Consider the following 21,685-nt stretch of genomic DNA (forward strand, 5'->3'; position numbering starts at 1 on the left):
ACCAAGGTTTTTGACAAAGAGCGCCGGGTCAGGAATATCTGCGCCGTTCTGGTCTTTGGCCAGCTTCTCCGCCAGTTTGTTAAGCACCGTGGTCGCAAAATTCGGATCGTTACCGAGGGCATCCGCCAGCTCTTTAAGCGTATCCAGCGTCTCAGGGGCGCTGCCTGCAAGCGCTGCAAGTGCTTTGGCCACAAACTCAGTCGTCGCCAGCTTCTTGCTGTTATCGCTATTTGCAGGCGTGGGCGCTGTTGGCGTGCCGGTGAATGTCGGGCTGGCTTTCGGTGCGTACTGGGTATGCGGGTCTGCTGCCGCGATGTGTTTCGCAAGATCAGAACCGCCTTTTTCAACCTGTTGCATCAGGTACAGCGTGCGGCTGGCCAGTTGTTTACCCTGACGGTTAGAAATTCCGTCAGGCCCACCCAGAACGGGGTCAGAGACCTCAATCTGGTAGATGCCTTCTTCCCACTGCGGGGTTTCAGGTAGGTTTGCCATAATTAACTGCTCCCGTGGTTATAGCTACCGTCATAGTTGACGGTGTTGTTGTAGCGAATGGCGACAGACTGATACTCCAGGCTCGCCAGATGGCAGCGGGCCGGAGCAAAAGCAGCGAGCGTCTGACGTAAAAGTGCTGCCTGATCGTTAGTGATAGGCTGTTGAAGGATGACGCGATAGACCGCCCAGGCTTCCGCATCGCCATGGACGAAAAGCCCGTTGTAAGTGTGTTTGCCGTCGTAGCCAATCTGGCCAGTGCCTTCAATCAGATCCACTTCGCCGAAGCCGAAACGGCGGATAATTTCCCGGATTGACCACGGCGTCCCTTTGTGACGGTGCAGCTCGATAGCGGATTTGATAAGCATGCGGCGAACATCATCCGATTCCGCCAGCTCCCACCCATCGCCGAACAGTGAGAACTGCTCTCCCAGCCATGGCAGCGCGGAACTGTCGACGATATCGACGAGATAGACCATCAGTACGCTCAGGTCGATGTTATCCAGCCGCCCGGCCAGTCTTCCCAGCGTTCTGAGACTGATATCACCCTCAAGCGGCGGCGGGAGTTGTAGCGGCTCAGCCATCAGACACTCCGGTCATGTTAAGAGTGATCGCCGTACAGTTTGCCCATTCGTTTTCTGCCACCACCTTCAGCACCGGTGTCACCAGTTCGACCTGGTAGACCCCGGCAACGGACAGCACGCTGATAATCTGGCTGGGGACAATATCGCGCCCCAGCGTGGCGGTACGGGACGCTACCCAGTTCTGTATGGCGCTGTTGGCGTTGTCCTTTATAGAGTTAGCATCCTGGTCACGATAGATAGTGATGTTGGCTTCAATGGCGTAATCCACCTGCACAGGTGTTTTAGCCCGCACGGTATCAGTGAGCGGCCTGACTTTTTCGTCCGAGCAGAAACTCTCTACAAGCGTAAGGATGCTGTCGTCCGGCAGGCCGGTGCTGAGCAGCGGATACAGTTCTACAGTGCCGGGAACCGGGGAAAGCACGGCAACATCGACAATATTGGGATGGGCCTGCATGGCATGAAAGCGGTATGCCATACGGCTTCCGGCGTTGGTGAATGATTCCGGGGCCAGTTTGATACGCTCGCGGAGCCTGTCATTGTCTTCCTGCTCAGAACCGCCAGAACTGGCTGCCAGATTGGTCACCTGCAGATCGACATTATCAATCTCATCGAGCAACTGACTGACCTGCGCAGGCTGCCAGCCGTTGCCAGCGGCCCCCGGCTCGGTACAGGTGGCCGTGGCATTGACCAGCAGCAATCCGGCTTTCAGTACCACGTCCGTATCGGTGGCAAAAATAATGCTGTCGGAAGCGCTGACGCGGGTGCCTGCCGGAATCAGCACATCAATGGCCAGCGCCTCATCCACGGAGAACTGGAGCGTGGTGGTGGCAGGCTGCGCGGCAAGACGGTATACACCGACCAGTTCACCGAGATAATCAATCATCGGCTCACGGGCAAAGGCGACCAGATTCTGTTTGGCCGCTTCCTGTGCCGCCACCCTGACCAGCATTTCGCGGTATGCCCACAGGTCAATCAACAGGCGCTCAGCCTGAGCGGGGTACAGCGTCTTGCCGGTTGCGGCTTCGTACTGAGCAATCATTTCAGCCGTGATTTTGTCGGCATCACGTTCAATAAAATCGGGTTCTGTCAGCGCCATAGCAACTCCTGAGTCCGGGGCTGTCCGTCAGAGCCTTTCCAGCTCACCCGGAGCGTAAGATGTTCGCCGTCGACGGCGGGTTTGACCGACATAAGCTGGCAGCGAGGCTCCCAGCGGCGGATGGCATCGACGGATTCGCGCACCACATGCGGAATGGCCCGGTCAATAGGCCAGTCGATATAAAGGTGCAGATTGCTGCCGAACTCCGGGCGATGCGGGTCGCTGCCGCGAGGAGTACGCAGGATGATTTGAATGGCCTGCCAGATATCATCCAGCCCCCGGACGATTTCGCCGGGGGCCTGCAGAGCCGGTTGCCAGAATACTGAGGTTGTTTTCATGGGGGCAGTATTGCCCCTGTGCGGGAACGCCGATATTAAAGGTGTTTAAGAAGGTCAGTGGGAGTGATGATTGGAGTTCTGGCCGTCAGAGAGCATGCTGCCTGTCGAGTGGGCATTGCCGTTGATTTCAAGGTCGCCGTTCACCGTGGTGGTGTCAGCGGTCAAATCAATAGTTTTCCCCTTCAGGCTGATACCCACCGCAACCTCGATCACCACATGCTCGATACCGCCTTTAACCGTCAGCGTATGGGTCGCGCGGTTATAGCTGAACTCAGCACCATCAGCGTATTTTGTGCCCCGGACATTTTTGTCGCTGAACGGTGGTTTATCGACGTCTGAGTACACCGCGCCCAGAATGACACCATCCTCGCCGTTGGCATCGAGCAGCACCTCAACCTGCTCCCCCACGTCAGGGAGCCAGTAATCCTTGTTATCCTGGGTATTGCGCTGCAGCACGTTAAGCCAGTTAGTGCGCAGGTTATCGCATTCCGGCAAACGAACTCGGGCCTGAACCTTGTCGGCATCGACGGCGCTGACTGTACCGACCTGACGGGTGACACCTGCCATTATTTCTTCTCCTTTATTACCGTGGAGGTGCTGCCGTCCGGTTTATAGACGGTCAGCGTCTGGGTTTTGCCGGTCTTTTTACCTTTCTTCGCCTTGCCCTGCGTGACCGGCCCTCGTGCCACCTCCAGTTCGGTGATGTAGCCGCTGTTACGGTCAAATGCATGGCGGGCAGTGGTTATCAGCCATGGCCCGGATAACTGACCAAAGCCCACCAGTTCAATTTTGTTGCCTGCAGTCAACTGGGGCGTCCCCATCAGCGTCAGGGAGCCGTTCTGCTGGTATTCGTTATGTCTGGCCAGCGCCGAATCTGCTTTAATCCGGGCGCTGTCCGGGTCACTGACGCGGCTGTTGACCTTCAGTGAGTCGGCACTGGTGACCTTACCGCCTTTGGTTTGTTTGTCGCTTTCGCTGGTGCCGCCATCAGCTTCGTAGACGATCAGCTTTTTATCGCTACTCTTCTGGTGTTTTACCTTTGCGGATTTGTAGACGCGGTTGATGGTGTCACGCAGGGAAAAACTGGCCACATCCTGTGGCTTCAACTGTTTTACCGGCTCCTGACCGCGCAGCGTGGCCAGATGAGAGAAAATCAGCTGGTCGCTGACAACTTTTACGGCATAACCATACTCGCTGGCCAGCCGACGCAGGAAGCCCACGTCCGTTTCAGCGTACTGGGTCACCCGGTCAATTTTGATGGACTCAATGCTGCCAACCATCTTCAGCTGATGCTTTTTGGCAATCCGCCCTGCGATGGCCGCCAGCGTGGTGCTCTCGAAACCACGACTGGATTTAGTCCGCAGGGCGTTGTTGACCGACGTGGCCACACCCCGGATAGCGACAACGGACGCGGGCGAACTCACCTCGATCTCGTCTATCGAGAACGTACCGCAGGACAGCAGCTTCTCGCCCTGATAGCCCATTTTCAGCGTCAGCGTGTCCCCCTTGCCCGGATACCACTTATCCAGCCAGCGGCCATCGGTGTCGTCCAGCTCCACCTCAATGGTATCGGACTCGCTTTTGATGTTATCGCTGTAGGTCACGCGGGTGACATAGGGGGCGATATCGGTGGTGATGTTCTTCTGCAGATACCACAGCGTGAACACCGGACTCAGAACATCACTGACGCCGGTTAACGCTGATGCGGCCTGTGCCGTGCTGTTTATCTCAGCCATGGGGCAATATCCTCTTCTGTGGTGGCTTCTTCAGCCTCGATCACCGGGATCAGTAACAACAACCCGGAGGGCAGCACCGGCGTAATGGCCACGTGCGGATTGGCGGCAATTATCCGGGGATAGCCCAGCGGGTCGCCGTAGTACTGCCATGCCAGAGAATCCCAGCGCTCTCCGTCACGGGTGACATGCTCAAGAAACATCACACACTCCTCGCCAGAATTTTAGCTGCCATGGTGCTTAACCCCGGCGACATCCGGGTGAACGTGGTGCTGGCGGAGTTAAGCTGCCCGGAAACGGCATCCAGCGCCGCTGCGATATTGCTGCCGTCCACTCCGCTCAGCGAAGACTGTGCCTGTTGTACATACGTGGCCGCATCACTGGTGGCTCTGGCCAGACTGATGGCATCAGGCATGGATTCAGAGAGTGCATTAAACGCCGGAACGCTCTGGCCTAACGCCCCGGATAAATTGCCCAGCCCGCTCATCAGCCCCGGTACACGGGTCAGTGCAACGGCGGGGTTATCCTTCATTTTCTGCGCCACCCGAACGGCGCTGATGGTGGTCTGGAGAACAGACTGCGCCTGTTTGGCATAATTGACGCCGTCGCGAACGTACTGCGCCACCCCGGAAGGTGAAGGAACGGCACCGGAGACCGCCCCGACGCCGGGAAATGTTGTGCGTATCGCAGGAGGCTGTAGCGGGTTTTTCGGGTCGCCGATGTACTCCCGGAGAGACGCGGTGGCATTAACGGCCAGCACGTTGCCGGTGCTGTCGGTCTGCTCGCTGGTCGCAGTAACATCGGTAATCACGAACCAGCCGCGATAGTCACCGTTGCCGAAGACCAGCGCCAGCGCCTGATGGGCTTTCATGGCCGTTCTCAGTCTCGCCAGCTCCACGTCGGGCACACAATAATGCTGATGGAAGACCAGGCTTATCTGGATTTCGTCCAGCTTATCGCCGACGAACTGCAGGCCGGGCTTACCCTCGATGCGGGCATGTTCGGCATAATCGACACCGAAAGTGGCCTCAAAGCCGTCCCAGTAGGTAATCAGTTCAAACTCAATATCACCCAGTACCGCAAACATTATTCGTACCCCCGACGTTGTTTCTGAGCCAGCAGACGTTCCAGCATTTTCTCCAGTTCATGCAGGCTCATATTCAGTGCGCCGGTCAGTCCGGCTGGCGCTGCGGTTTCTTTGCCATTGAGGAAAAACTGAGGATTAAAGCTGACCTGAATACCGCCAGACGCTCCGCCACCAGAAGCAGCTGCGCCACGGCCTGAATATCCCGCAGCCATGATTTCCGGCGACGGGATACGGGGAACATCAGGAGTCATCTCTGTTGCCAGGCGTTGTCCGGCAAGCGCTGCCAGCGGTGTGGTGCGCTGCAGGCCGATAGCGGCACCCTGCGCGATGTTGTCACCAAAGCCTATAAACACACGGCTCGGCGAATGAATGCCCAGCTTTTCCTTGAACCAGCCGCCCACGCTGTCGCCCATATCTGTGACGGTGGTTTTGAGCGACTCCCATTTGTTTTTGATGCCGTTTATCAGCCCGTCGATAAGATGGCCACCGAAGTCAGTGAACTTCGCAGGCAGAACAACGCCGAGATATTTCAGCGCAGCCGCAAAGGCTTTGTAGAGCAGACCAACCGGCGACCAGTTAATCAGCAGCTTACCAATCCCCGCGATACCGCCGTTAAAAGCCTCTTTAATGTCAGCCCAGCGCTGTTTGAACCAACTGCTGACAGCCCCCCAGTTGCGATAAATAAGATAAGCCGCCGCCGCGACGGCGGTGATGGCAAGACCAATGGGATTCATCAGCAGCGCCCGACCAATCCAGAGAACGGCACGTCCGGCGATCATAATGCCGCGAACCAGCCCACCTGACAGCACGCCCCCCAGAGTTCTGGCACCCCTGGCGACAACGCTGAAGCCGGTCACCAGCCAGCGGAGTTTACCGCCTTCACCCAGTGCAAGCGTCAGACGAAGCCAGTTGGTTCGCAATAAAATGATGTTTTTCCAGACACTGGTGAAAGGAGAGAACAGCAGATTCAGCCCCAGCTTGAGACCGATAGTGGCCATCTTAAAAGCAAGTAATGCACCGATTACCTGAACCGTACCACTCACGAGTTGCGGATTAGCCGCGATCCATTTTCCAACGCTGTTCATTAATGGGATGAACGTTTCCCCTAACTGGATCAACGCTGGGCGTAATGATTCACCGATACTAATAGCCGAGTCGTTAAAGCCAATCTGCGTTCTGCGCCAGCGCCCTTCGAGCGTATCATTTTGTTTCGCAGCATCCTTGTCCAGCGTCGACATTGCAGAAGGAGTATTCATTTCCTGCTTATTAGACTGGTATTTATCCCAACCCTGACGCATCGACAGCAGATGGTTAACAGTCTGAATATCGGTGAATACTTCCGCCAGTCCGAAGGACTCCATCAGCTTTTGCTGGCCTTCCTGATCGCCTCTTGAGCCTGCAGCTTTCCATTGCTGTACGAATGCCTTGCCTTTACCGTCGATAAATCGGTTGGCAATCATCAGCGAGGCTTCATATTGAGAGAGGCCTTGGGCTACATAATTTTGCATTGACCCCTGGTAATCCACGCCAGCCTTAGCGTATTTCTGCGTGGTATCTCCGCGTCCCATTGCCGCCAGCCAGTTGGACATATTGGTGACAGCTTCTTCCGCTGAGCCGCTGCCTTTACCCACTTCCAGACTGGCGACGATCTGGGTTATGGCGTCTTTACCGTAAATTCCACGAGCAGCGAAGGCTTTGGCCATACCGGGTAATGCTTTCGCCATATCCTTGAGTTCAAACGAGCCGAGCTTGGCCCCGGTTGCCGCAATCCCAAACGCCTGCTCCAGCTCTTTCGCATCGGTAATTTTGAGGGCATCGCTGAAGGCATAGGTCATTTTGGCGAGGTCGGTCATATCCGCTTTGGTAGCCGTGGCCGCTTTACCAAGCATCCCGGCAAAGGTTGCCGCCTGTTGCGGATTCATGCCATCGGCAACCAGTTGACCCACGCCACCCAACAGAGATTCCTGGAGCTGATTGACCTGCAGAGATGCCCGACGAATGGCAGTACCGATGGCCTGTTCCTGCCTTGAATCCAGATCGCCGGTGACACTGATATCTCGTAACTGAGACTCGAATGACGAATATTGTTTGACAGAGGCCATGACCGGTGCGCCCAGCGTTCGGGCGATGCCGTAAGTCTCTGCTCCCTGACCATAGAGCGCCATACGGTTGGACTTCAGCGCATCACTGGTGGCCGACACCGCCGACAGACGGCGCTGCTGGCGCTCAATTTGCTCCATTGTGCGGCTTACCCGCAGCAGCTCGCTGTTGAGGCGCTGCATCCGCGAAGAACCTAACTGGCCATAACGTTCAGTCGCACGGGTTAAGGCGTTCTGGCGCTCCTGCAGGCGTCGGGATGTATCACCCAGGGAATCAAGGGCGCGTCGGGTGCCACTGACGGCTGAGCGGAAGCTGCTCCCGACAATGCCGCCAATAATGACGCCGACTGAAAATTCACTGGCCACGGTGGTTATCCTCTGAAAGCGGAAAAACGGAAGGAAAATGTCTGAAAGCCATGCAGAACAGCCGCGAGTGGCGGCTGTTAAATGATAAGGAGTTACTGATTGTCGCCGAACTCGCTTTTGATTTGCTCTTCAGCCTGCTCCAGCCACATTTCCAGATCGTCAGTGTCGAGGGCATCAATCTCCACAGGCTGAAATCTAAACCACCTCGCCAGCAGCCCCTGCGCCTGCATCAGCGTTTTCGTCGCTCTTGCCCAGCCCAGTGACTTGCTGAAATCGTTTCTGCAGCTCCATATAGTCGGCAAGATCCATGTTATCGAGGTCTTCCGGGAGAATACCGGTACTGCGGGCAATCAGCGGTTCGTCCCAGTCAGCCGGGTCTTTGCTGACTTTGCGCACCTGCTTCAGGTCTTTGACCGTCAGGCGTTTCAGTTCAACCTGCTCAACTCTGGTGCCAGCAGCTGTGGTGAAGGGGAAGGACAGCTTAAAAGTATCGGATTGGGTTTGTGACATGATCGTGCTCCTGTATGGTTTCAGGGCAGTATGTCTGAGTGGGAAGGCGGTGGTTATTAAAGGAAATTAAAGAAAAAGGGGCCGAAGCCCCTTCATGTCATCGAGTGCGAAAGCCTTTGCAGTTACGCAGGAAGGCGATAAGAAGTGCCTTTCCTTCAGATTTGCCTATGCCGGTGAACCAGTGGTCAGGTGGCTCCCATGCCTCAATCAGGTCAGCGAGCTTTCGTGCTTTAGAGCGTGTGCAGTCAATCGGGTCATTGGTTTTACGGGTATTAAAAATGTTCTCCACCCCCGGAATATCGAGGATGGTAAACCAGGTGCCATTCCCCATGCCAATCGAACCACAGTTCCCGCCTTTATCTTCAATCTCGACGGTCACCGTCAGCCCCCGATATTGACACGGTAATCAGTTAACTGGTCAACACCGCCGACGCGGAAGATGTTGGCCAGATAGTCCAGCTCCAGCAGCTCTTCACCATCCAGTACCTGCTTGATGTACGTGCAGGTGAAGCTACTGGAGAACTCGGCGTTCTCGTGCTGTTTGAACGTCCCCAGCGGGTTCTTCTTGAACATAATCGTCAGGAAGGTGACCAGCGGAATTTCGTCAATCAGCCCCTGCGAACTGTAGCGCTGGACGCTGGAGCGACACTGCAGCGCCAGCGACTTATACGGGTTTGCGGCAGACAGCATCGCGTCGCGGTAAAAGCTGTTCCACTTGATCTCGCCCTCAAGCTTGTCGAAGCCTGCCGGGAGTTCCACCTTGCCCACCATCCCCAGCGCCTTATGCTCCTGCATGGTCATGGAGACGTCCGGGAGTTTGACCTCCTCGGCCCGGCCCAGCAGGTTAGCGCCATCCAGGTAGATGTTGGCATTCGTGATGCGGTTGATCTCAATCTTTGCCATCAGCTATTCCCCTTCAGGGTTAACAGGTATTCCGAGGTGATCTCGGTCTCAAACGTCAGTCGCTCCAGCGGTGGTGGTGGCGTGTATTTGTAGCTCAGCAACAGGTGACCGGCGGCAAGCTCCGTCTCTTCGTTGCGGGCCGGATCAAACCAGCAGCTGAAGCCCAGCAGCGCACCGTCGCCAATCAGCTTGCGACCGTAGGCGTTGACCGACTCCGTCAGCGCATCAATCAGCGCCTGGGTAATCGGCATGTCGATGTACTGCTGGCTGAAGTAACGCAGGGACTCGTTGATCACATCACCGGTACGGCGAACGTTCTCAAAGTTGCGCATATGGGTGACCGTTGGCCATGCCGCCATACGGTTGCCCCACAGACGCAGGCCGCTGCCGTAGCTGCTGAAGACCGTGGTGATGCCCTGTTCGTTGAGCAGGTTCACCTCGCTCTGCGGATCGTCAATCATTGCCGACAGCTGGCGCTCCACGCCGGTGATACCCAGAATCTCCTGGTTGGAGGACGACCACCAGTAGCCCTTGTCCAGGTCGACCTTGGCACGCAAACCTGCAGCACGCTGGCTCAGTGGCTCCAGCCGTTCGCTGTTGGTGGCCGCGTCGTATACTTTGACGTGCGGGTAGCACAGACGGACGCGATCGGAGCTGGTATTGAAGTTAATGGTGCCTTTCGGTCCACGCCCTGCCAGTGCCTGCGCAAAAGTGGTACCAATCGGCGCGTCGATGTAGGTCACCGCGCCCAGCTTCTCAGCCATGGCGATAAGCTCAACTGAGACGCTGTTCTGGGTGCAGAAGACCGGGGAAATCAGAATTTTGGCAAAATAGCCAAACAGGTTGAAGCTGTCGTTAAGCAGCTTCATGCCTGTACGGTTGCCTGCGGCGTTAACGGCACCGATGATATCAGCCGGGGTGACTTTGGTCGGATCAGCATAGTTATAGCTGGCCTTCACCGTTGCATCTGCCGCGATGCTCTTACCGAGGTTGGTAATCACCCCGATCTGTGCATCAAGCGAGTAGTCCTGGCCTTCCACATAAGGCTGGCCATCGCTGTCCGGTTTCAGTACCAGCTGCGCGACCACCGGATTAGCCAGCTGTGCCTTGCCCGTCGCCTTGTCGAATGTTACATCTTCATCGGCCACAGCGGTTTTATGCACAGCCGGATCAAGCACGTTAATGACCAGAACGGTGCCTGCCCCATGGTCGTAGATCGCATCCAGTGCCTGCGGAATGGTAAAGCCGGTGAGCTGGTTGCCAAATGCTGCTGCATCTTTCTCGGACAGGCACTGCACCAGCGTATTGACGTCACCCATCGGGGCGGTACCAATCAGACCAATAACGGCAGACTTCACCGTTTTAACCGGGCGGGCACCGTTTTCCACCTCAATGGTTTCGACGCCATGCAGATAGTTAGCTGCCATGGGAGTCCTCCGTTTTCACATCGTTGTCGCCGACGTTCCTGCGCTTTGGTGACTGCACAACCGGTGTGCTGGCGGGTTTAGTCTCTTCAGATACCGGTGTCAGATGCTTCAGCGCCACCAGTACCTTCACATAGTCATGCTCCTCCGGCAGGGAAACATTCTTCCCCGGCCAGAGCAGGATTTCGGTTCCGTCCGACAGCGTGACGCCGCTGGCCGGGCCGGAATAGCGGTATTCTTTCATCACTCGCTTTCCTCATAGTTCACTTCGGTTAACAGCGGGCCGGACGGTAAATCGCTGTCTTCGATAAAGACGCTTTCAGTGGCAAAGTCGAGGGCGTACTGCCACAGCCCCTTGACCTCACCGATAAACACCTCGCGGGTCAGCCAGATGCGACGGCGGCAGTTCGGCGGGGTGTAGCCACCGAGGATGCGACGGATTGCATCCAGAACGTCAATCGCGCCTCTTTTACCGTTGAGCTGCCGGAAGACCACCGTGACGCATAGCTGGATGGTCTGAGCCTGGATAACCGCGCTGGTGTCATTGGGCTTGTCGAAGCGCGACCCGGCATAACTCACCAGCAGCGCTCCTTTCGGATGGTTGAGCCGGTATTCCGCTGGTTTCTCCGGGAAATATTCCACTGCCAGCGTCGGGAGTTTCTCCTTAAGGCGGGCGACAACCGCATCAATAACGGGCAGAACATTCATCAGTATTTCTCCAGTAAGCCATCGCGCCCGCCAAAGGTGGGACGGCGTGCCCGTGCCCGGATTTCACCGGACTCAGGCACATCTTTCTGAGTCGACTGCAGCCCCAGCGTGAGCTTCCCGTCGCGGATAGCCTCCAGTTGCCGCCGTGCCTCTTTGTTGTCGTCCTTGACTGTGTCAGGCAGGTCACCTTCAGGACGGCGGACATACAGGCGGTAACGGGTCAGAGTGATGGCAATGTCGCGCAGAACGGTCGGTACTTCCGTCAGCGGCAGGGTATAGCGCCCACGCAGGTGGGCATCTATCAGTTCACCGGCGTAGCGGATGCAACTCTCAACCACGGTAGCATTGACCGGAGGCTGCTCATCAAAGCCCACCGACTCGTTGGTCAGCTCAATGAGCGTCCTTTCCGGTACTTGTTCAAGTAAATCCGCCAGGGTGCAGTACATGTCACACCCCGCGCAGGATGCGGATAACGTCACCTTCGGCCAGAGCCTCATCCAGCGCAATCCCGGCAGAAATGCCTGCCGGGGTCTCACCGGCTGCGGGGACCTGAGGAACGGCGCAGGCGTTCGCATCCGACTGAACGATCTGCCCTCTGGAGACTGCCGCTCCGGCCTCGACGGCAACAATACCCAGTACGTTGACCGGCGTTACATCACCGGCAGCGGCATCCACCTCTGCCACGCCGAGCGCGACGGCTCCGGCCTGACAGGGGGCGTTATCGGCACCGACAAAGCGCTGTTGCGTCAGCGCTGCGCTGGCCGTCACGGAGGTGGTCAGAATGACCTGTTGAGTTGTACCCATGACCGTCTCCTTATTTCACAATGTTGGTGACGAGATACCCGGCATCGCCACCGACCACGGCGACTTTGTAGATATCGGTATAACGGCAGTACTTCACCTTGCCGCCGATGCCGTCGTATTTATCCGCCACCGGCATCCCTTTACGGCGCAGTGTGTAACCGAATGACGGCTCATTTTCGTCGGCGCTGTCGGTGCCCGGCTGCGGTTTGCCGACGTAATGCAGCATCAGGTTGTCGCTCCAGATATCGGTCGGGACTTTGTCCTTGTTCTGTGCGTCTTTCATGGAGGCCATGGAGACCGGCTCGCCGATCACCACATCTTCCAGCTGGAAAAGGTCTTTCAGAATTTCGATGGTGATACGCTTGCGCTCGTTGGCTCCAATCGCGGCCTGAATAGCCGGGTGGAACTTCAGCAGCGACATGACGCTGGCCCCCATGGTCATCAGGTTCGGACGCAGGCCGGTGGCGTTACGCACCGCTTCGATCCCGCCTTCAATGATGCCAATCGGGTCACCCTTGCCACCACCCCAGCGGTCGGCAGCGGCCAGCGCTTTGACGTTAGCCGCGCGATAGACGTTCTTGTCCTGGGCCAGACGGGCCGCATACAGTTCTCGCTTGAGGTTGACGCCGCTCGTCACACGGCGAATGGCTTTGGCCTCTTCGTTGAACATCGACTCTGCCTGCTCGCGATAGTCCACCGGCGCGGCCAGATCGTGCTCGTTGAGAACCAGGTCCAGCTTGCCGGTTTTCTCGCGCACCAGAACGTTGCTGTCAGCCCCCACGGCACGCTCGGTGTCGTACTCCACAAAAGCGGATTTACCGAAGGTCGGCACGGTCACACCTTCCTTATCGGTAAGGACAATGGGGAAAATGCGCTCACCGATGAACGCGGCATTTTTATAACCGCGAGCGATGCTGGTCAGCACCGGGTCAACGACGCGCTTACCCTTTAAATAGTCAGACATGTTCTCTCCTTAATTACAGGCAGCGGGAGACAGCAGCGTCGTAGCTGATGCCTTCTTTTTTCGACAGTTCCAGCGCTTTCTGATGCAGCGCCAGACGTTCCGGGTCGGCTTCAGCGAACTCCGCTGACGTCGTTTTGATATCCGTGTTCACGCGGTCTTTGGTCGCATGCTCACTGAAATTCAGTACCGGATCAGTGCTGTCCAGCAGCGTCTTAAACGCCGTGACCAGCGGGGTGCGGGTATCGCCTTCGGCAAACTCAACCGGCTTGTCACCTGCAGAGACCGCGTCCAGGATGGCCACGACTACCGACTTCGCTTTGGGGGCCAGTCGGCCATCGCCAACCAGCTTCTCGGCAAAGGAGACGTTCTCCGCGTGCAGTTTGTCCTGCTTGCTCTTCGCTTCCTGTTCTGCCCGCTGGGTGGCTTCCGCTTTCAGACGTGTATTTTCCGCCTGAAGCGCTTTGATTTCTTCTTCAGTCATGGTGCTGTTCTCTTGTTGAGGGTTAGGATTGTGTTCACTGAAGTCCGGTTCAGACTTCCCGGTGTCGCGGTAAGCCTCTTCGCGCAGGGAGTCAACCTGCCATGAAGGAAGCACCTTGTCGGTCTCGTCCAGCCCGAACTGAGCAATCAGAAAATCGCGCAGACGGCCCCATAAAGAGGCATTGGTGATATCACTCCAGTCGGCAAACTCCACGACGCCTTCTTCTTTCTCACCAAACGAGACCTGCTTCAGCCCCTTAATGGAAGGTGGCTGCGCGCCCAGAAAGCCGACATGACGCAGGTAAAGCGTGCCGGGCTTCGGGTTGTTCGGTGAGTCAGGGAGATAGAATGAGGCGGAGACCTTCTTGAAGCGTCCGTTGCCCACCAGTTCGGCAAACTGCGGGTCGAGCTGGTCAGGCTCAGCGAGCAGATCGCCGCCGTTAAGCGACAGGGATTTCACCCAGCCCCACGCCGGGTCTTCCGTTTTGGGGTGGCCAATAACGAGAGGCGCTTCATGGACGGACGGGTCATAGGCTTTCACGCAGGCGGCAAGATCGCTTTGCGTGAACGGCAGTTTCGTGCCGTGCATATCGGTATGAGTACCGGCTTTAAAAATGTGAATAGCTGGCATTTTGCTGTCCCGCGTTACGTTGTCGGGGACAGTCTGTGGAAAAAGCATCAGCAGCGCTTTTAATCTGCTTTAGAAAAAATCGGGGGTATCAGTACGGGGAATGTCACGCTGCAGGCGAATAGTGGCGCAAAGCGGGGACTGTAAAGCCTTTATAAAGGTAATACAGCCCCTCAGCGGCTGGCAATGATAAATCACCCGCCTGCAGAGACAAAACTCAGCGACGGGCCGCTGCTTCAAGATGGCGGACAATCGTATCGAGGATGGGGACAACCACTTCAGGCTGCAGCTCACCGTCCCCTGTCAGCGGCAGGAACGGACGGACCGGAAGTTCAACGGACTCATTACGCCCCGTTTTTCCACCGAACTGGTGAATCGGCCCATAAACGACATTAGTGCCAACCGCTGCCTGCCGGTCGTCATGGTCGGTTGATACTGACCCCATCAGACGCCCGGTATCCTGCAGTGTTTGCCCGTCGCGATCTTCTGCTGCCAGCGAGGGAGTCCACCCCGGACGCCCCTCATCGAGAAAGTTAAACTGCGTCTCCGCCAGCAGGGTTCCGGCGATTTTGCGCATCGCGGGTTCCAGGTCTGTGGCAGCCAGGTCCAGCGCACGGAGGCTCCGGCGCAGGGATTCATCGTTAATGGTGATATTGACCAGGTTATCGGAAGCCATCGTTATCCTCTCAGTTCCTGCTGTGCCAGCGGTTGAAGCGTACCCTGATAGCGGGCAAGGTCGGGACGGTATGCTGCCCCCGGCGCGTAAGACCAGCCGACGTCGGTGGCCACCTTCGTGGTGCCGGTATTGAAGGTGGCGACGTTCTGCATCTCGCCTGTTTTCTCTGAGACCAGCTTCAGCTCCCATCCCATGGCTGAGCCAGAATCTGACACCTTCAGGCCACGGGCACGCACATCGGCTGCGCTCAGGGCAATGACACCACAGCGGCAGCGCCAGCCGTTCGGCGGGTAGAACGCCTGCCAGAACGGGTCATCATAGCGCAGCACCAGACCATGCAGCGCCAGATGGCTCTTGCGGGTATGGCTGTCGTTGATGCCGGTATACATCCAGTACGGCCTGTCGTCTACGTTCTCCATCTGCTCCGCCCAGCGACCGGCACTGTAGAGTACGGACATATTGGTACGAAAGATGGTGTCGAGCCGCCACGGGCTGCCCTGCTGGATGGTGACCGGCTCGCCCGTTACCGGGTCTGTGGTGTCACGTGACCCCCACCATCCCTTGCGCTGCAGCTCCGGCTCCAGCTGCTGGCGGAACCAGCGGTCAGTCTTGCCCTCATCCAGTGCCTGCTGCAGGGCGCTCCTGATATCTTCCAGGATATCAAGGCGGGTCACTTTGGCGACGGTAAAGGCGCGGGCATGGGCATCCTGCCACATCTCCTCCCAGTCCCACGTGAAGCTATACCCTTTGGACTTCAGGTAGCTGACAGCCCGTTTTGGGGGCAGCGTCATGCAGTACGCCAGTTCAGCCGTTGTCACGCTCATGCAGACGCCCCCAGACAGTTGCAACAAACATGATACGGGCCAGCCGTTCCTGCAGGTCATCCGCATTCATCTGCGGGTACAGTTCAGCCAGCGCCCCCAGCAGCTCAGACGGGTTAACGCCGTCTTTCACCTGGTTAAAGAGCGGCTCCAGCACCGGCGCAAGTACGCCGTTTAAGGTGCCACCGTTCATCAGAATATCCAGCGCATCATCGAGATCCTGCTGGGCCTGAATATCGGCATCTATGGCCTCGGCGAACGACAGCGGCAGCGTGTTCTTCTGGCGCTCTGACGGTGGTGTCTCGTCAATATCGCCGTCCTGCAGCTGGTACTCACGCTTGAAGTATTGCGGGGTGAAGACCACACCGGCGCGGCTGAGTTTCTCGTCGCGGGTTGCCTGAGTATCGTCGACCGTTCCCTGTTCCCACATTTTCCAGACGGGGCTGGCCACATCGCCAAAGTTCATTGATACCGCCATCCTGATGGCCTGATTCACCGCGCTTTCCACGATATCAGCGTCAGCGTCACGGATATCATCGGTGACCTCCAGTCCGGCCTGCGCGGAGGCGCGGTTACTGTTGGCCTCGGTGGTCTGGTTCTGCCCCAGCAGGGCGATGGAGATTTCACTGCGGGCAAGCGTAATCAGGTTCTGATAAATATCGCTGCTGTCGGCCTTGCCTGCGGCCTCCTTGATTTCAATGGAGGAATCGTCAGGGATGGCGGCCACCGCGTCTTCTACCATTGCCTCCATGGAGTCCAGCAGCAGGTCAATCTCACCCTGGGCCGTCCCGCGCGGATGCTTGCCGATGACCCACGGTGAACCGTATTTCTCGGCAAAACGCACCCAGAATTTCATGCCGCCTTTTTTGAATGTCACGGGCCAGAAACACATCGACAGATCAGGGAAGCCATACGGGTTGTCGTAGGTCGCATCCTGACGCGGTACCACGAACTTGTTCAGCGGTACCGGCTCGCCTTCCAGCCCGGCGTCTTTTGCCCGAAAGCGCAGCAGGTTGTCATTGTTGAACTGGAACCACTCTGGCGGCTTACCCACGATATCGGCGATGCCCCAGGATTTAACAGAACGCCCCCACATGATCTCACAGGGCTGATACCCGTAGAGAACGGCGTCGGTCATCTCGCCGATGATGCGTGACAAATCCAGATCGTCGAGCATATCCCGGATGAAGCTGAATACCCGCGCCGGGGCATGACCGCGCTCAAGACCACGCTCCAGCGACTTGACCGCCGCCTTACGCCTGCGGATGCAGCCACCAACCAGCGGGTCGGTACGCAGTTCACGATAGATGCGGATATCCCGGCCCTGAGATTTCAGAATGGGGTCAGGGTTAGGCAGGTACATTCCCAGCCCGAAGAAGTCGATGGAGCGGCTGCGCGAGGCGATCTGCTCCGTCAGCGTTTTATTGGGTTCGGCAAAAGAGACAAACTCATTGGGTGAAACCCAGAGTCCACGGGACATCAGTAATCCTCCAGCATACGGGCCGCCTGACGACGACGGCGTGAGCTTGCCTTCACCGGCCCTTTGTTAATTTCACGGCTGGCGAAGTACGCCAGCGCCAGCGCGATGGCTGAATCCCCGTGACGTTTGCCACTGTCAGACTTCGCTTTTGAGCGCTGTTCCGGCACGCGGGGAACGCCGTTTACCACCTGAACGGCCCGCAGGTCGTCCAGCGTGTCTTCATCCTTCGGTAAATCCACTAGGTTGCCATCTTCCAGCGCAGCCTTGACCGGCGGCATATGCTCGCGATACCAGTTTTCAGTAGGCATGACCTGCTTAACCCGGCTGGAGCCGTAGCGCTGCATGGCGTATTCGGCGAGGTAAGAGCCGTTACCACGGGCATCGAGCGCCGCGCCCATCAGGTTTGGCAGGCCGTCCATCAGATACCACGCGATTTGCTCCTGCTGTTTGAACGGCACGTTGCGCAGCTCCAGCACGAACGGTACGCGGCGTACTAGGTTCTTCTCCTGCAGCAGGGGATAGTCCACCGACAGATCACCGCTGCGCCCAAAGTCGCGCCCCAGGAAAGAACGTGCGTCAGCAGGCAGAGCTTCCAGCAACGGTTTGAGGTGTTCGTCCAGCCAGTCCTGCGTCTCGCTCCAGCGGACGTCATCGGGCTTCAGCTCGTAGCCCTCCGGGCAGGTCAGGCGCAACACCGGTGTGTCAGCCGACATACGGGACTCAATCAGGGCGCGGGACAGCCAGGCGCCGCCACCGTTGGCCGGGACACAGTCAAGCTCCTCCGATGCACCGGCACCGTAGAATTTGTACACCGATGCCATCCACGCCTGCTCGGACGCTTCCGACCATTCTTTCCCGGTACGCAGGCAGACGCGGTGGAACAATCCCTCCGACACAGCCTCCTGGAAAGTAATGCGGTGTACGCTGCCCCCCTGACGCCCGGCCCGGATATCACCGATAAGCGTATTGAACGGGTTATCGTCACCGTCATGGGTGGAGATAACCCGCACCTTGCCACCCCAGATAAGCATCGCCAGCGCCGCCTTCAGCAGTTCATCCAGTTGCTCATGGAACGCCGCTTCGTCGATAACGATGATGCCCTGACGGCCACGCAGGTTAGACGGGCGGCTTGAGAGCGCAACAACGCGGAAGCCTGAATCAGGGAATTTGATGGTGTAGGTCTTGATGTGTTTGTCGTCTTCGTCTTCTTCCCAGAAACCCTCTTCGATTTCACTGGCGGCATAGTTGAATGCCCGCGCCCACATCGCACACGCCTGGATATATTCGACGGTCATGTCCTGGTTATAGGCGATGTAATACACGTTCATCCCGCCCGCAGGCGCTGAAGAGGCTGCGGTCAGCACATCATCGGACGCCTCAGCCCAGGTGATACCGGTTCGGCGGCTCTTCTCAATCACCTTGAGCGGCGACGTATCAGCCACCCAGCGCTGCTGGTAAGGCATCAGAACGGCGGGGATATCCAGCGCCGAGGTATCAGGCAAAACGGGGGCAAGCTGACTCATGTGGCAATCCCCAGAATTTCACGACGCAGCGCCTGTACTGCATCGGTTGACAGTCCACCCTTACGGGCAATTTTCTCGGCGTTGCTGGCCGCCTGCTGCGCTCTGGCCCGGACTTCAGACTGGAACTTCTTGAGGTTGACGGACGCGCGGGACAGCGTGGCCACGTTCTTCGCCACCTTCGACAGCAGCGCCACGCGCTCTTTGGGGTCGACTTCGCCTTCTTCCGCTTCCTGCAGCTGAACGATACTCTCGAACAGCTCGGTCTGAATCAGGGCGATCACCGCCTCTGAACGCGCATCCTGATCGTCAGCAGCTCCCTCGGTCAACATACGTGCCGCTTCTGTCGCCGCACGGATGGCACCATAGCGGCGCTCAATCTTCTGACCATAGCGATGGATAGCCGATTTGCTGATGACGTAACCCTGCTCACGCAGCAGGGACTCCAGCTCGTTATATCCGCTGAAGCCGGATTCAGTCAGCGCCCGCTCAAGCCAGCGACGCACGTCTTCCGGCAGCTTTTCTATCGTGCTGCGTCTGGCCATCATTCACTCCAGTACTTTTCCGGGCGGGCGATGCCAGGGCCGCATTCCACGGTGTATTCCACCAGGTCAACGCCGAGGCGGGTCAGGTCAGCAAACCAGTCACCGGAAGGCTTCTTCTCCAGATCAACCATCTTGCGGTCGGCCAGATAATCCAGCTCACGGCGCAGCTCCAGCGGCGTGGTGTCCGGGTAGATGGCGCGGGATACATCCAGCAGCAGCGTCTCGCTGGCGGTATACGGGCGGGTTTTGTTCAGAGCAACCAGCAGACTCCAGCGCAGGGATTCCCGGCGCACGCGGGCGATATCAACCATGGTGACCTCCTGTATGACGGTACTGCTGTACCACTTCCAGTTTGTTGTAGAGTGCGTCCAGCTTGGCCTCGATGACCGTCTGGCCACGGATGTAATCCTCGCGGCGGACGTAGTTCAGCGGTAAATCCGCCTTAAACCGCATAAATTCTTTTTCCAGCTCGCCCCAGTTGGAGGCGGACTGTTGCAGCGACTGCTCAAGGGAGGCGAACCGCGCCGCCTGACGCTCCTCCGCTTTACTGAACAGCCACTTGGCCATACCGCCGACAAAGCTCATGAAGGTGATGAGAAAGCCCACCACCGTCCAGAATTCAACCTGCAACGTCATTTCTGTAATCCTTCCCGTTCGTCCAGCAGCTGGTTTATCTGGCTGCGCCAGATGCGGCACTGCTTCGCGTTGTCGATGATGTTGGCGAGGACGTCACGCTGGGAGACGCCTGAGTCGCGTAGCCAGGCGTCAGCGGCTTCAGGTTGCCCGGACGCTGCGCGAGCGCCGGTGCCAGCGGCGGCAGTTGTGTCTGAATGACCGGTGTCGACGGATGCGTTGTCATATCCGAGCGCGGTGTTGTACTGGCGCACGAAACCGCGAGTAAACACGCACTCAATGGGATGGCTCTTACCTTTTTCATCAATCCAGCGCTGTGTGACATCGTTAATTTGCCCCTGTAGTTGTTTGTTCTGGCTCTCAAGCTGAGCAATCTGCTCAAGGTAACTGGCTTCGGCCTGATGGCCTGCGGCAACCTGCTCCTGATACCGCTTTGCCCAGGCCCGCAGCGCTGCGTTCTCAAGCGTGGTCTGTTCGGTTTTGTAGGTATCAAACGCTGACTGCAGCCGACTGAGCGCTGCGTCACCGTCACGTTTTGCGTCCTCAGAACCGTCGTGATAGCCCCAGCGGTTCAGCCCATAAAGAGCAGCCACCAGAACAAGCGCCAGCACCATGCCGCGCCACGGCAATCTTTTAACCAGGTTCCACACAGCTGCTGCCTCCCCATGTGAGATAGCGCGGAGCCAGCTCCCGCAGGATGCGCTGCGGATAGTGGCGGTTCTCCCGCCAGTTGGCGGCGCTACGTCCGGCATTCACCGTGGCGACATGGCCAAACCAGCGGGCACTGTCCAGCCCCTGCTGTGAGGCCAGCCGTTTGTCCCGCTGTACCCAGCCCAGACCGCCGTTATAGCCGGACAGCGTCATGGCCATACGTTCGCAGCCGTTGGCGGCGCTGACACGCTGCCACAGCCAGCGGTCATAGCTGACCAGCGCCCGGATGGCCCATGCCGGATTAAACGGATCACGGCTGTTAAGCTCCGGCATCAGCTGACTTATCCAGTCAGCGGTAGCGGGCATAAACTGCGCCAGCCCCTGAGCGCCAACCGGCGAGACCGCATCAGGTCGCCAGCCGCTTTCCTGATGCAGCTGTGCGGCGAAGTCGGCCACCGGCGCTGACATTCCCCATTCAAGCCGGGCATTACGGATCACATCGTCGCGATACTGCAGAGCAGCCTGTGGCGGCTGAGCTGCGCGGGCTTGACTAAAGAAACCGCCACACCAGAGCAGCCAGGAAATAACCAGGTTACCAGCGAGCTGCCACCAGAAGCTGTATTTATCATTGCGTAGCTCGCCATGCTTGATGGCGGTTACGCCCAGACCAAAGGCAAGCAGGATGATGAGAGTGATTTGAGGCCAGTTCATGGTTACAGTCCCATCGCTACGGCCAGACAGACTGCGGCAACAATCAGCGCACGACGGATTAGCGCAGCGGAAAAGACCAGGTGAAGGCCAGTCTGGACGGGGAAGCGACCATCAGCCATCAGCCTGTCATCGTGCTTCAGATACTGACCGGGGCGGGCTTTGGGGAAAAGCGAACGGTCAAGCCAGTAGCCCAGCACAGCCGCCAGCGTGATGAGCGACAGCTTGTAGACAACCACCGGCAGCTGCTGGGGCGAGACCAGACCGATGGTGCCGAGCAACAGCACAGAGGTCAGCAGCCAGCCGCTGAGACGGGGCTTTTTAACAGGGGGAATGAATTTTTTCAGGTTTTTCATGGTGCGTCTCCTTGTGTGGTGGAGACAGCATCACAAATGGTCGGGGAAAGGGATTTTAAACAGCGTTAATAGTGAGGATGCG

The 21,685-nt window shown here is 57.8% G+C and carries 28 protein-coding genes and 1 pseudogene; all 29 read right to left on the reverse strand.

The features are described 5' to 3' along the window. A pseudogene (locus FKM52_RS19850) lies at positions 1 to 492 on the reverse strand (phage tail protein); the annotation flags it as partial. Positions 493 to 494: 2 nt separating this feature from the next. After that, a complete protein-coding gene (locus FKM52_RS19855; protein WP_063945692.1) occupies positions 495 to 1,073 on the reverse strand; it encodes a phage tail protein I in 579 nt (192 codons plus the stop codon). Then, positions 1,066 to 2,169: a baseplate assembly protein gene (locus FKM52_RS19860; protein WP_006122457.1), complete on the reverse strand. Its 1,104-nt coding sequence runs from the start codon at positions 2,167 to 2,169 to the stop codon at positions 1,066 to 1,068. The genes FKM52_RS19855 and FKM52_RS19860 overlap by 8 nt, the downstream gene beginning before the upstream one ends. Then, the gene (locus FKM52_RS19865; RefSeq protein ID WP_000859115.1) at positions 2,160 to 2,507 is read right to left on the reverse strand and encodes a GPW/gp25 family protein; all 348 of its coding nucleotides are present in this window, start codon (positions 2,505 to 2,507) and stop codon (positions 2,160 to 2,162) included. Before FKM52_RS19865 ends, FKM52_RS19860 begins: the two co-directional genes overlap by 10 nt. A gap of 54 nt (positions 2,508 to 2,561) precedes the next feature. Further along, on the reverse strand, positions 2,562 to 3,074 hold the full coding sequence (locus tag FKM52_RS19870) for a phage baseplate assembly protein V (RefSeq protein WP_048994544.1): 513 nt from the start codon (positions 3,072 to 3,074) through the stop codon (positions 2,562 to 2,564). Then, positions 3,074 to 4,243 carry a phage late control D family protein gene (locus tag FKM52_RS19875; protein ID WP_141177884.1) on the reverse strand — a complete coding sequence of 390 codons (1,170 nt, stop codon included), beginning with the start codon at positions 4,241 to 4,243 and terminating at the stop codon, positions 3,074 to 3,076. The genes FKM52_RS19870 and FKM52_RS19875 overlap by 1 nt, the downstream gene beginning before the upstream one ends. Beyond that, positions 4,231 to 4,443: a tail protein X gene (locus tag FKM52_RS19880; RefSeq protein ID WP_000478225.1), complete on the reverse strand. Its 213-nt coding sequence runs from the start codon at positions 4,441 to 4,443 to the stop codon at positions 4,231 to 4,233. The genes FKM52_RS19875 and FKM52_RS19880 overlap by 13 nt, the downstream gene beginning before the upstream one ends. After that, positions 4,443 to 5,327, reverse strand: coding sequence for a phage tail protein (locus tag FKM52_RS19885; RefSeq protein WP_141177885.1), 885 nt, complete (start codon positions 5,325 to 5,327; stop codon positions 4,443 to 4,445). Before FKM52_RS19885 ends, FKM52_RS19880 begins: the two co-directional genes overlap by 1 nt. Further along, positions 5,327 to 7,792, reverse strand: a complete 2,466-nt coding sequence (locus FKM52_RS19890; protein WP_141177886.1) for a phage tail tape measure protein — start codon at positions 7,790 to 7,792, stop codon at positions 5,327 to 5,329. Before FKM52_RS19890 ends, FKM52_RS19885 begins: the two co-directional genes overlap by 1 nt. 195 nt (positions 7,793 to 7,987) lie before the next feature. Further along, on the reverse strand, positions 7,988 to 8,302 hold the full coding sequence (locus FKM52_RS19900; protein WP_141177888.1) for a phage tail assembly protein: 315 nt from the start codon (positions 8,300 to 8,302) through the stop codon (positions 7,988 to 7,990). Positions 8,303 to 8,399: 97 nt separating this feature from the next. Next, positions 8,400 to 8,681: a hypothetical protein gene (locus FKM52_RS19905; RefSeq protein WP_049110760.1), complete on the reverse strand. Its 282-nt coding sequence runs from the start codon at positions 8,679 to 8,681 to the stop codon at positions 8,400 to 8,402. A gap of 2 nt (positions 8,682 to 8,683) precedes the next feature. Beyond that, complete coding sequence (locus FKM52_RS19910; RefSeq protein WP_165450822.1) at positions 8,684 to 9,208, reverse strand: phage major tail tube protein; 525 nt, start codon at positions 9,206 to 9,208, stop codon at positions 8,684 to 8,686. Continuing rightward, positions 9,205 to 10,632, reverse strand: a complete 1,428-nt coding sequence (locus FKM52_RS19915) for a phage tail sheath subtilisin-like domain-containing protein (RefSeq protein WP_141177889.1) — start codon at positions 10,630 to 10,632, stop codon at positions 9,205 to 9,207. Before FKM52_RS19915 ends, FKM52_RS19910 begins: the two co-directional genes overlap by 4 nt. Then, positions 10,622 to 10,873 (reverse strand): hypothetical protein, encoded by a 252-nt coding sequence (locus tag FKM52_RS19920; protein ID WP_006122445.1) that lies wholly within the window; start codon positions 10,871 to 10,873, stop codon positions 10,622 to 10,624. The genes FKM52_RS19915 and FKM52_RS19920 overlap by 11 nt, the downstream gene beginning before the upstream one ends. Beyond that, positions 10,873 to 11,337, reverse strand: coding sequence for a Gp37 family protein (locus FKM52_RS19925; RefSeq protein ID WP_141177890.1), 465 nt, complete (start codon positions 11,335 to 11,337; stop codon positions 10,873 to 10,875). Before FKM52_RS19925 ends, FKM52_RS19920 begins: the two co-directional genes overlap by 1 nt. Beyond that, positions 11,337 to 11,783 (reverse strand): gp436 family protein, encoded by a 447-nt coding sequence (locus FKM52_RS19930; RefSeq protein ID WP_006122443.1) that lies wholly within the window; start codon positions 11,781 to 11,783, stop codon positions 11,337 to 11,339. Before FKM52_RS19930 ends, FKM52_RS19925 begins: the two co-directional genes overlap by 1 nt. 1 nt (position 11,784) lies before the next feature. After that, on the reverse strand, positions 11,785 to 12,141 hold the full coding sequence (locus FKM52_RS19935) for a DUF2190 family protein (protein ID WP_141177891.1): 357 nt from the start codon (positions 12,139 to 12,141) through the stop codon (positions 11,785 to 11,787). Positions 12,142 to 12,151: 10 nt separating this feature from the next. Then, positions 12,152 to 13,105, reverse strand: a complete 954-nt coding sequence (locus tag FKM52_RS19940; RefSeq protein ID WP_141177892.1) for a hypothetical protein — start codon at positions 13,103 to 13,105, stop codon at positions 12,152 to 12,154. Between the two features lie 13 nt (positions 13,106 to 13,118). After that, positions 13,119 to 14,216 carry a peptidase gene (locus FKM52_RS19945; protein WP_141177893.1) on the reverse strand — a complete coding sequence of 366 codons (1,098 nt, stop codon included), beginning with the start codon at positions 14,214 to 14,216 and terminating at the stop codon, positions 13,119 to 13,121. A gap of 214 nt (positions 14,217 to 14,430) precedes the next feature. Continuing rightward, positions 14,431 to 14,889, reverse strand: a complete 459-nt coding sequence (locus FKM52_RS19950) for a phage virion morphogenesis protein (protein WP_141177894.1) — start codon at positions 14,887 to 14,889, stop codon at positions 14,431 to 14,433. 2 nt (positions 14,890 to 14,891) lie between these two features. Continuing rightward, complete coding sequence (locus FKM52_RS19955) at positions 14,892 to 15,713, reverse strand: phage head morphogenesis protein (RefSeq protein WP_141177895.1); 822 nt, start codon at positions 15,711 to 15,713, stop codon at positions 14,892 to 14,894. Beyond that, the gene (locus tag FKM52_RS19960; RefSeq protein ID WP_141177896.1) at positions 15,694 to 17,190 is read right to left on the reverse strand and encodes a DUF935 domain-containing protein; all 1,497 of its coding nucleotides are present in this window, start codon (positions 17,188 to 17,190) and stop codon (positions 15,694 to 15,696) included. The genes FKM52_RS19955 and FKM52_RS19960 overlap by 20 nt, the downstream gene beginning before the upstream one ends. Then, positions 17,190 to 18,713 carry a hypothetical protein gene (locus FKM52_RS19965; protein ID WP_141177897.1) on the reverse strand — a complete coding sequence of 508 codons (1,524 nt, stop codon included), beginning with the start codon at positions 18,711 to 18,713 and terminating at the stop codon, positions 17,190 to 17,192. The genes FKM52_RS19960 and FKM52_RS19965 overlap by 1 nt, the downstream gene beginning before the upstream one ends. After that, a complete protein-coding gene (locus FKM52_RS19970; protein WP_011410682.1) occupies positions 18,710 to 19,255 on the reverse strand; it encodes a DUF3486 family protein in 546 nt (181 codons plus the stop codon). The genes FKM52_RS19965 and FKM52_RS19970 overlap by 4 nt, the downstream gene beginning before the upstream one ends. After that, positions 19,255 to 19,566, reverse strand: coding sequence for a hypothetical protein (locus FKM52_RS19975; protein ID WP_006122433.1), 312 nt, complete (start codon positions 19,564 to 19,566; stop codon positions 19,255 to 19,257). The genes FKM52_RS19970 and FKM52_RS19975 overlap by 1 nt, the downstream gene beginning before the upstream one ends. After that, positions 19,559 to 19,891: a hypothetical protein gene (locus FKM52_RS19980; protein WP_000175096.1), complete on the reverse strand. Its 333-nt coding sequence runs from the start codon at positions 19,889 to 19,891 to the stop codon at positions 19,559 to 19,561. Before FKM52_RS19980 ends, FKM52_RS19975 begins: the two co-directional genes overlap by 8 nt. Then, positions 19,888 to 20,538 (reverse strand): lysis system spanin subunit, encoded by a 651-nt coding sequence (locus tag FKM52_RS19985; protein ID WP_080189909.1) that lies wholly within the window; start codon positions 20,536 to 20,538, stop codon positions 19,888 to 19,890. Before FKM52_RS19985 ends, FKM52_RS19980 begins: the two co-directional genes overlap by 4 nt. Further along, entirely contained in the window at positions 20,522 to 21,250 is a 729-nt protein-coding gene (locus FKM52_RS19990) for a transglycosylase SLT domain-containing protein (protein WP_080189911.1), read from the reverse strand. Before FKM52_RS19990 ends, FKM52_RS19985 begins: the two co-directional genes overlap by 17 nt. A 2-nt stretch (positions 21,251 to 21,252) precedes the next feature. Then, on the reverse strand, positions 21,253 to 21,603 hold the full coding sequence (locus tag FKM52_RS19995) for a putative holin (RefSeq protein ID WP_023229458.1): 351 nt from the start codon (positions 21,601 to 21,603) through the stop codon (positions 21,253 to 21,255). Positions 21,604 to 21,685 lie beyond the last annotated feature (82 nt).

It is taken from the genome of Mixta tenebrionis (assembly GCF_006517625.1).
GTDB lineage: Bacteria > Pseudomonadota > Gammaproteobacteria > Enterobacterales > Enterobacteriaceae > Mixta > Mixta tenebrionis.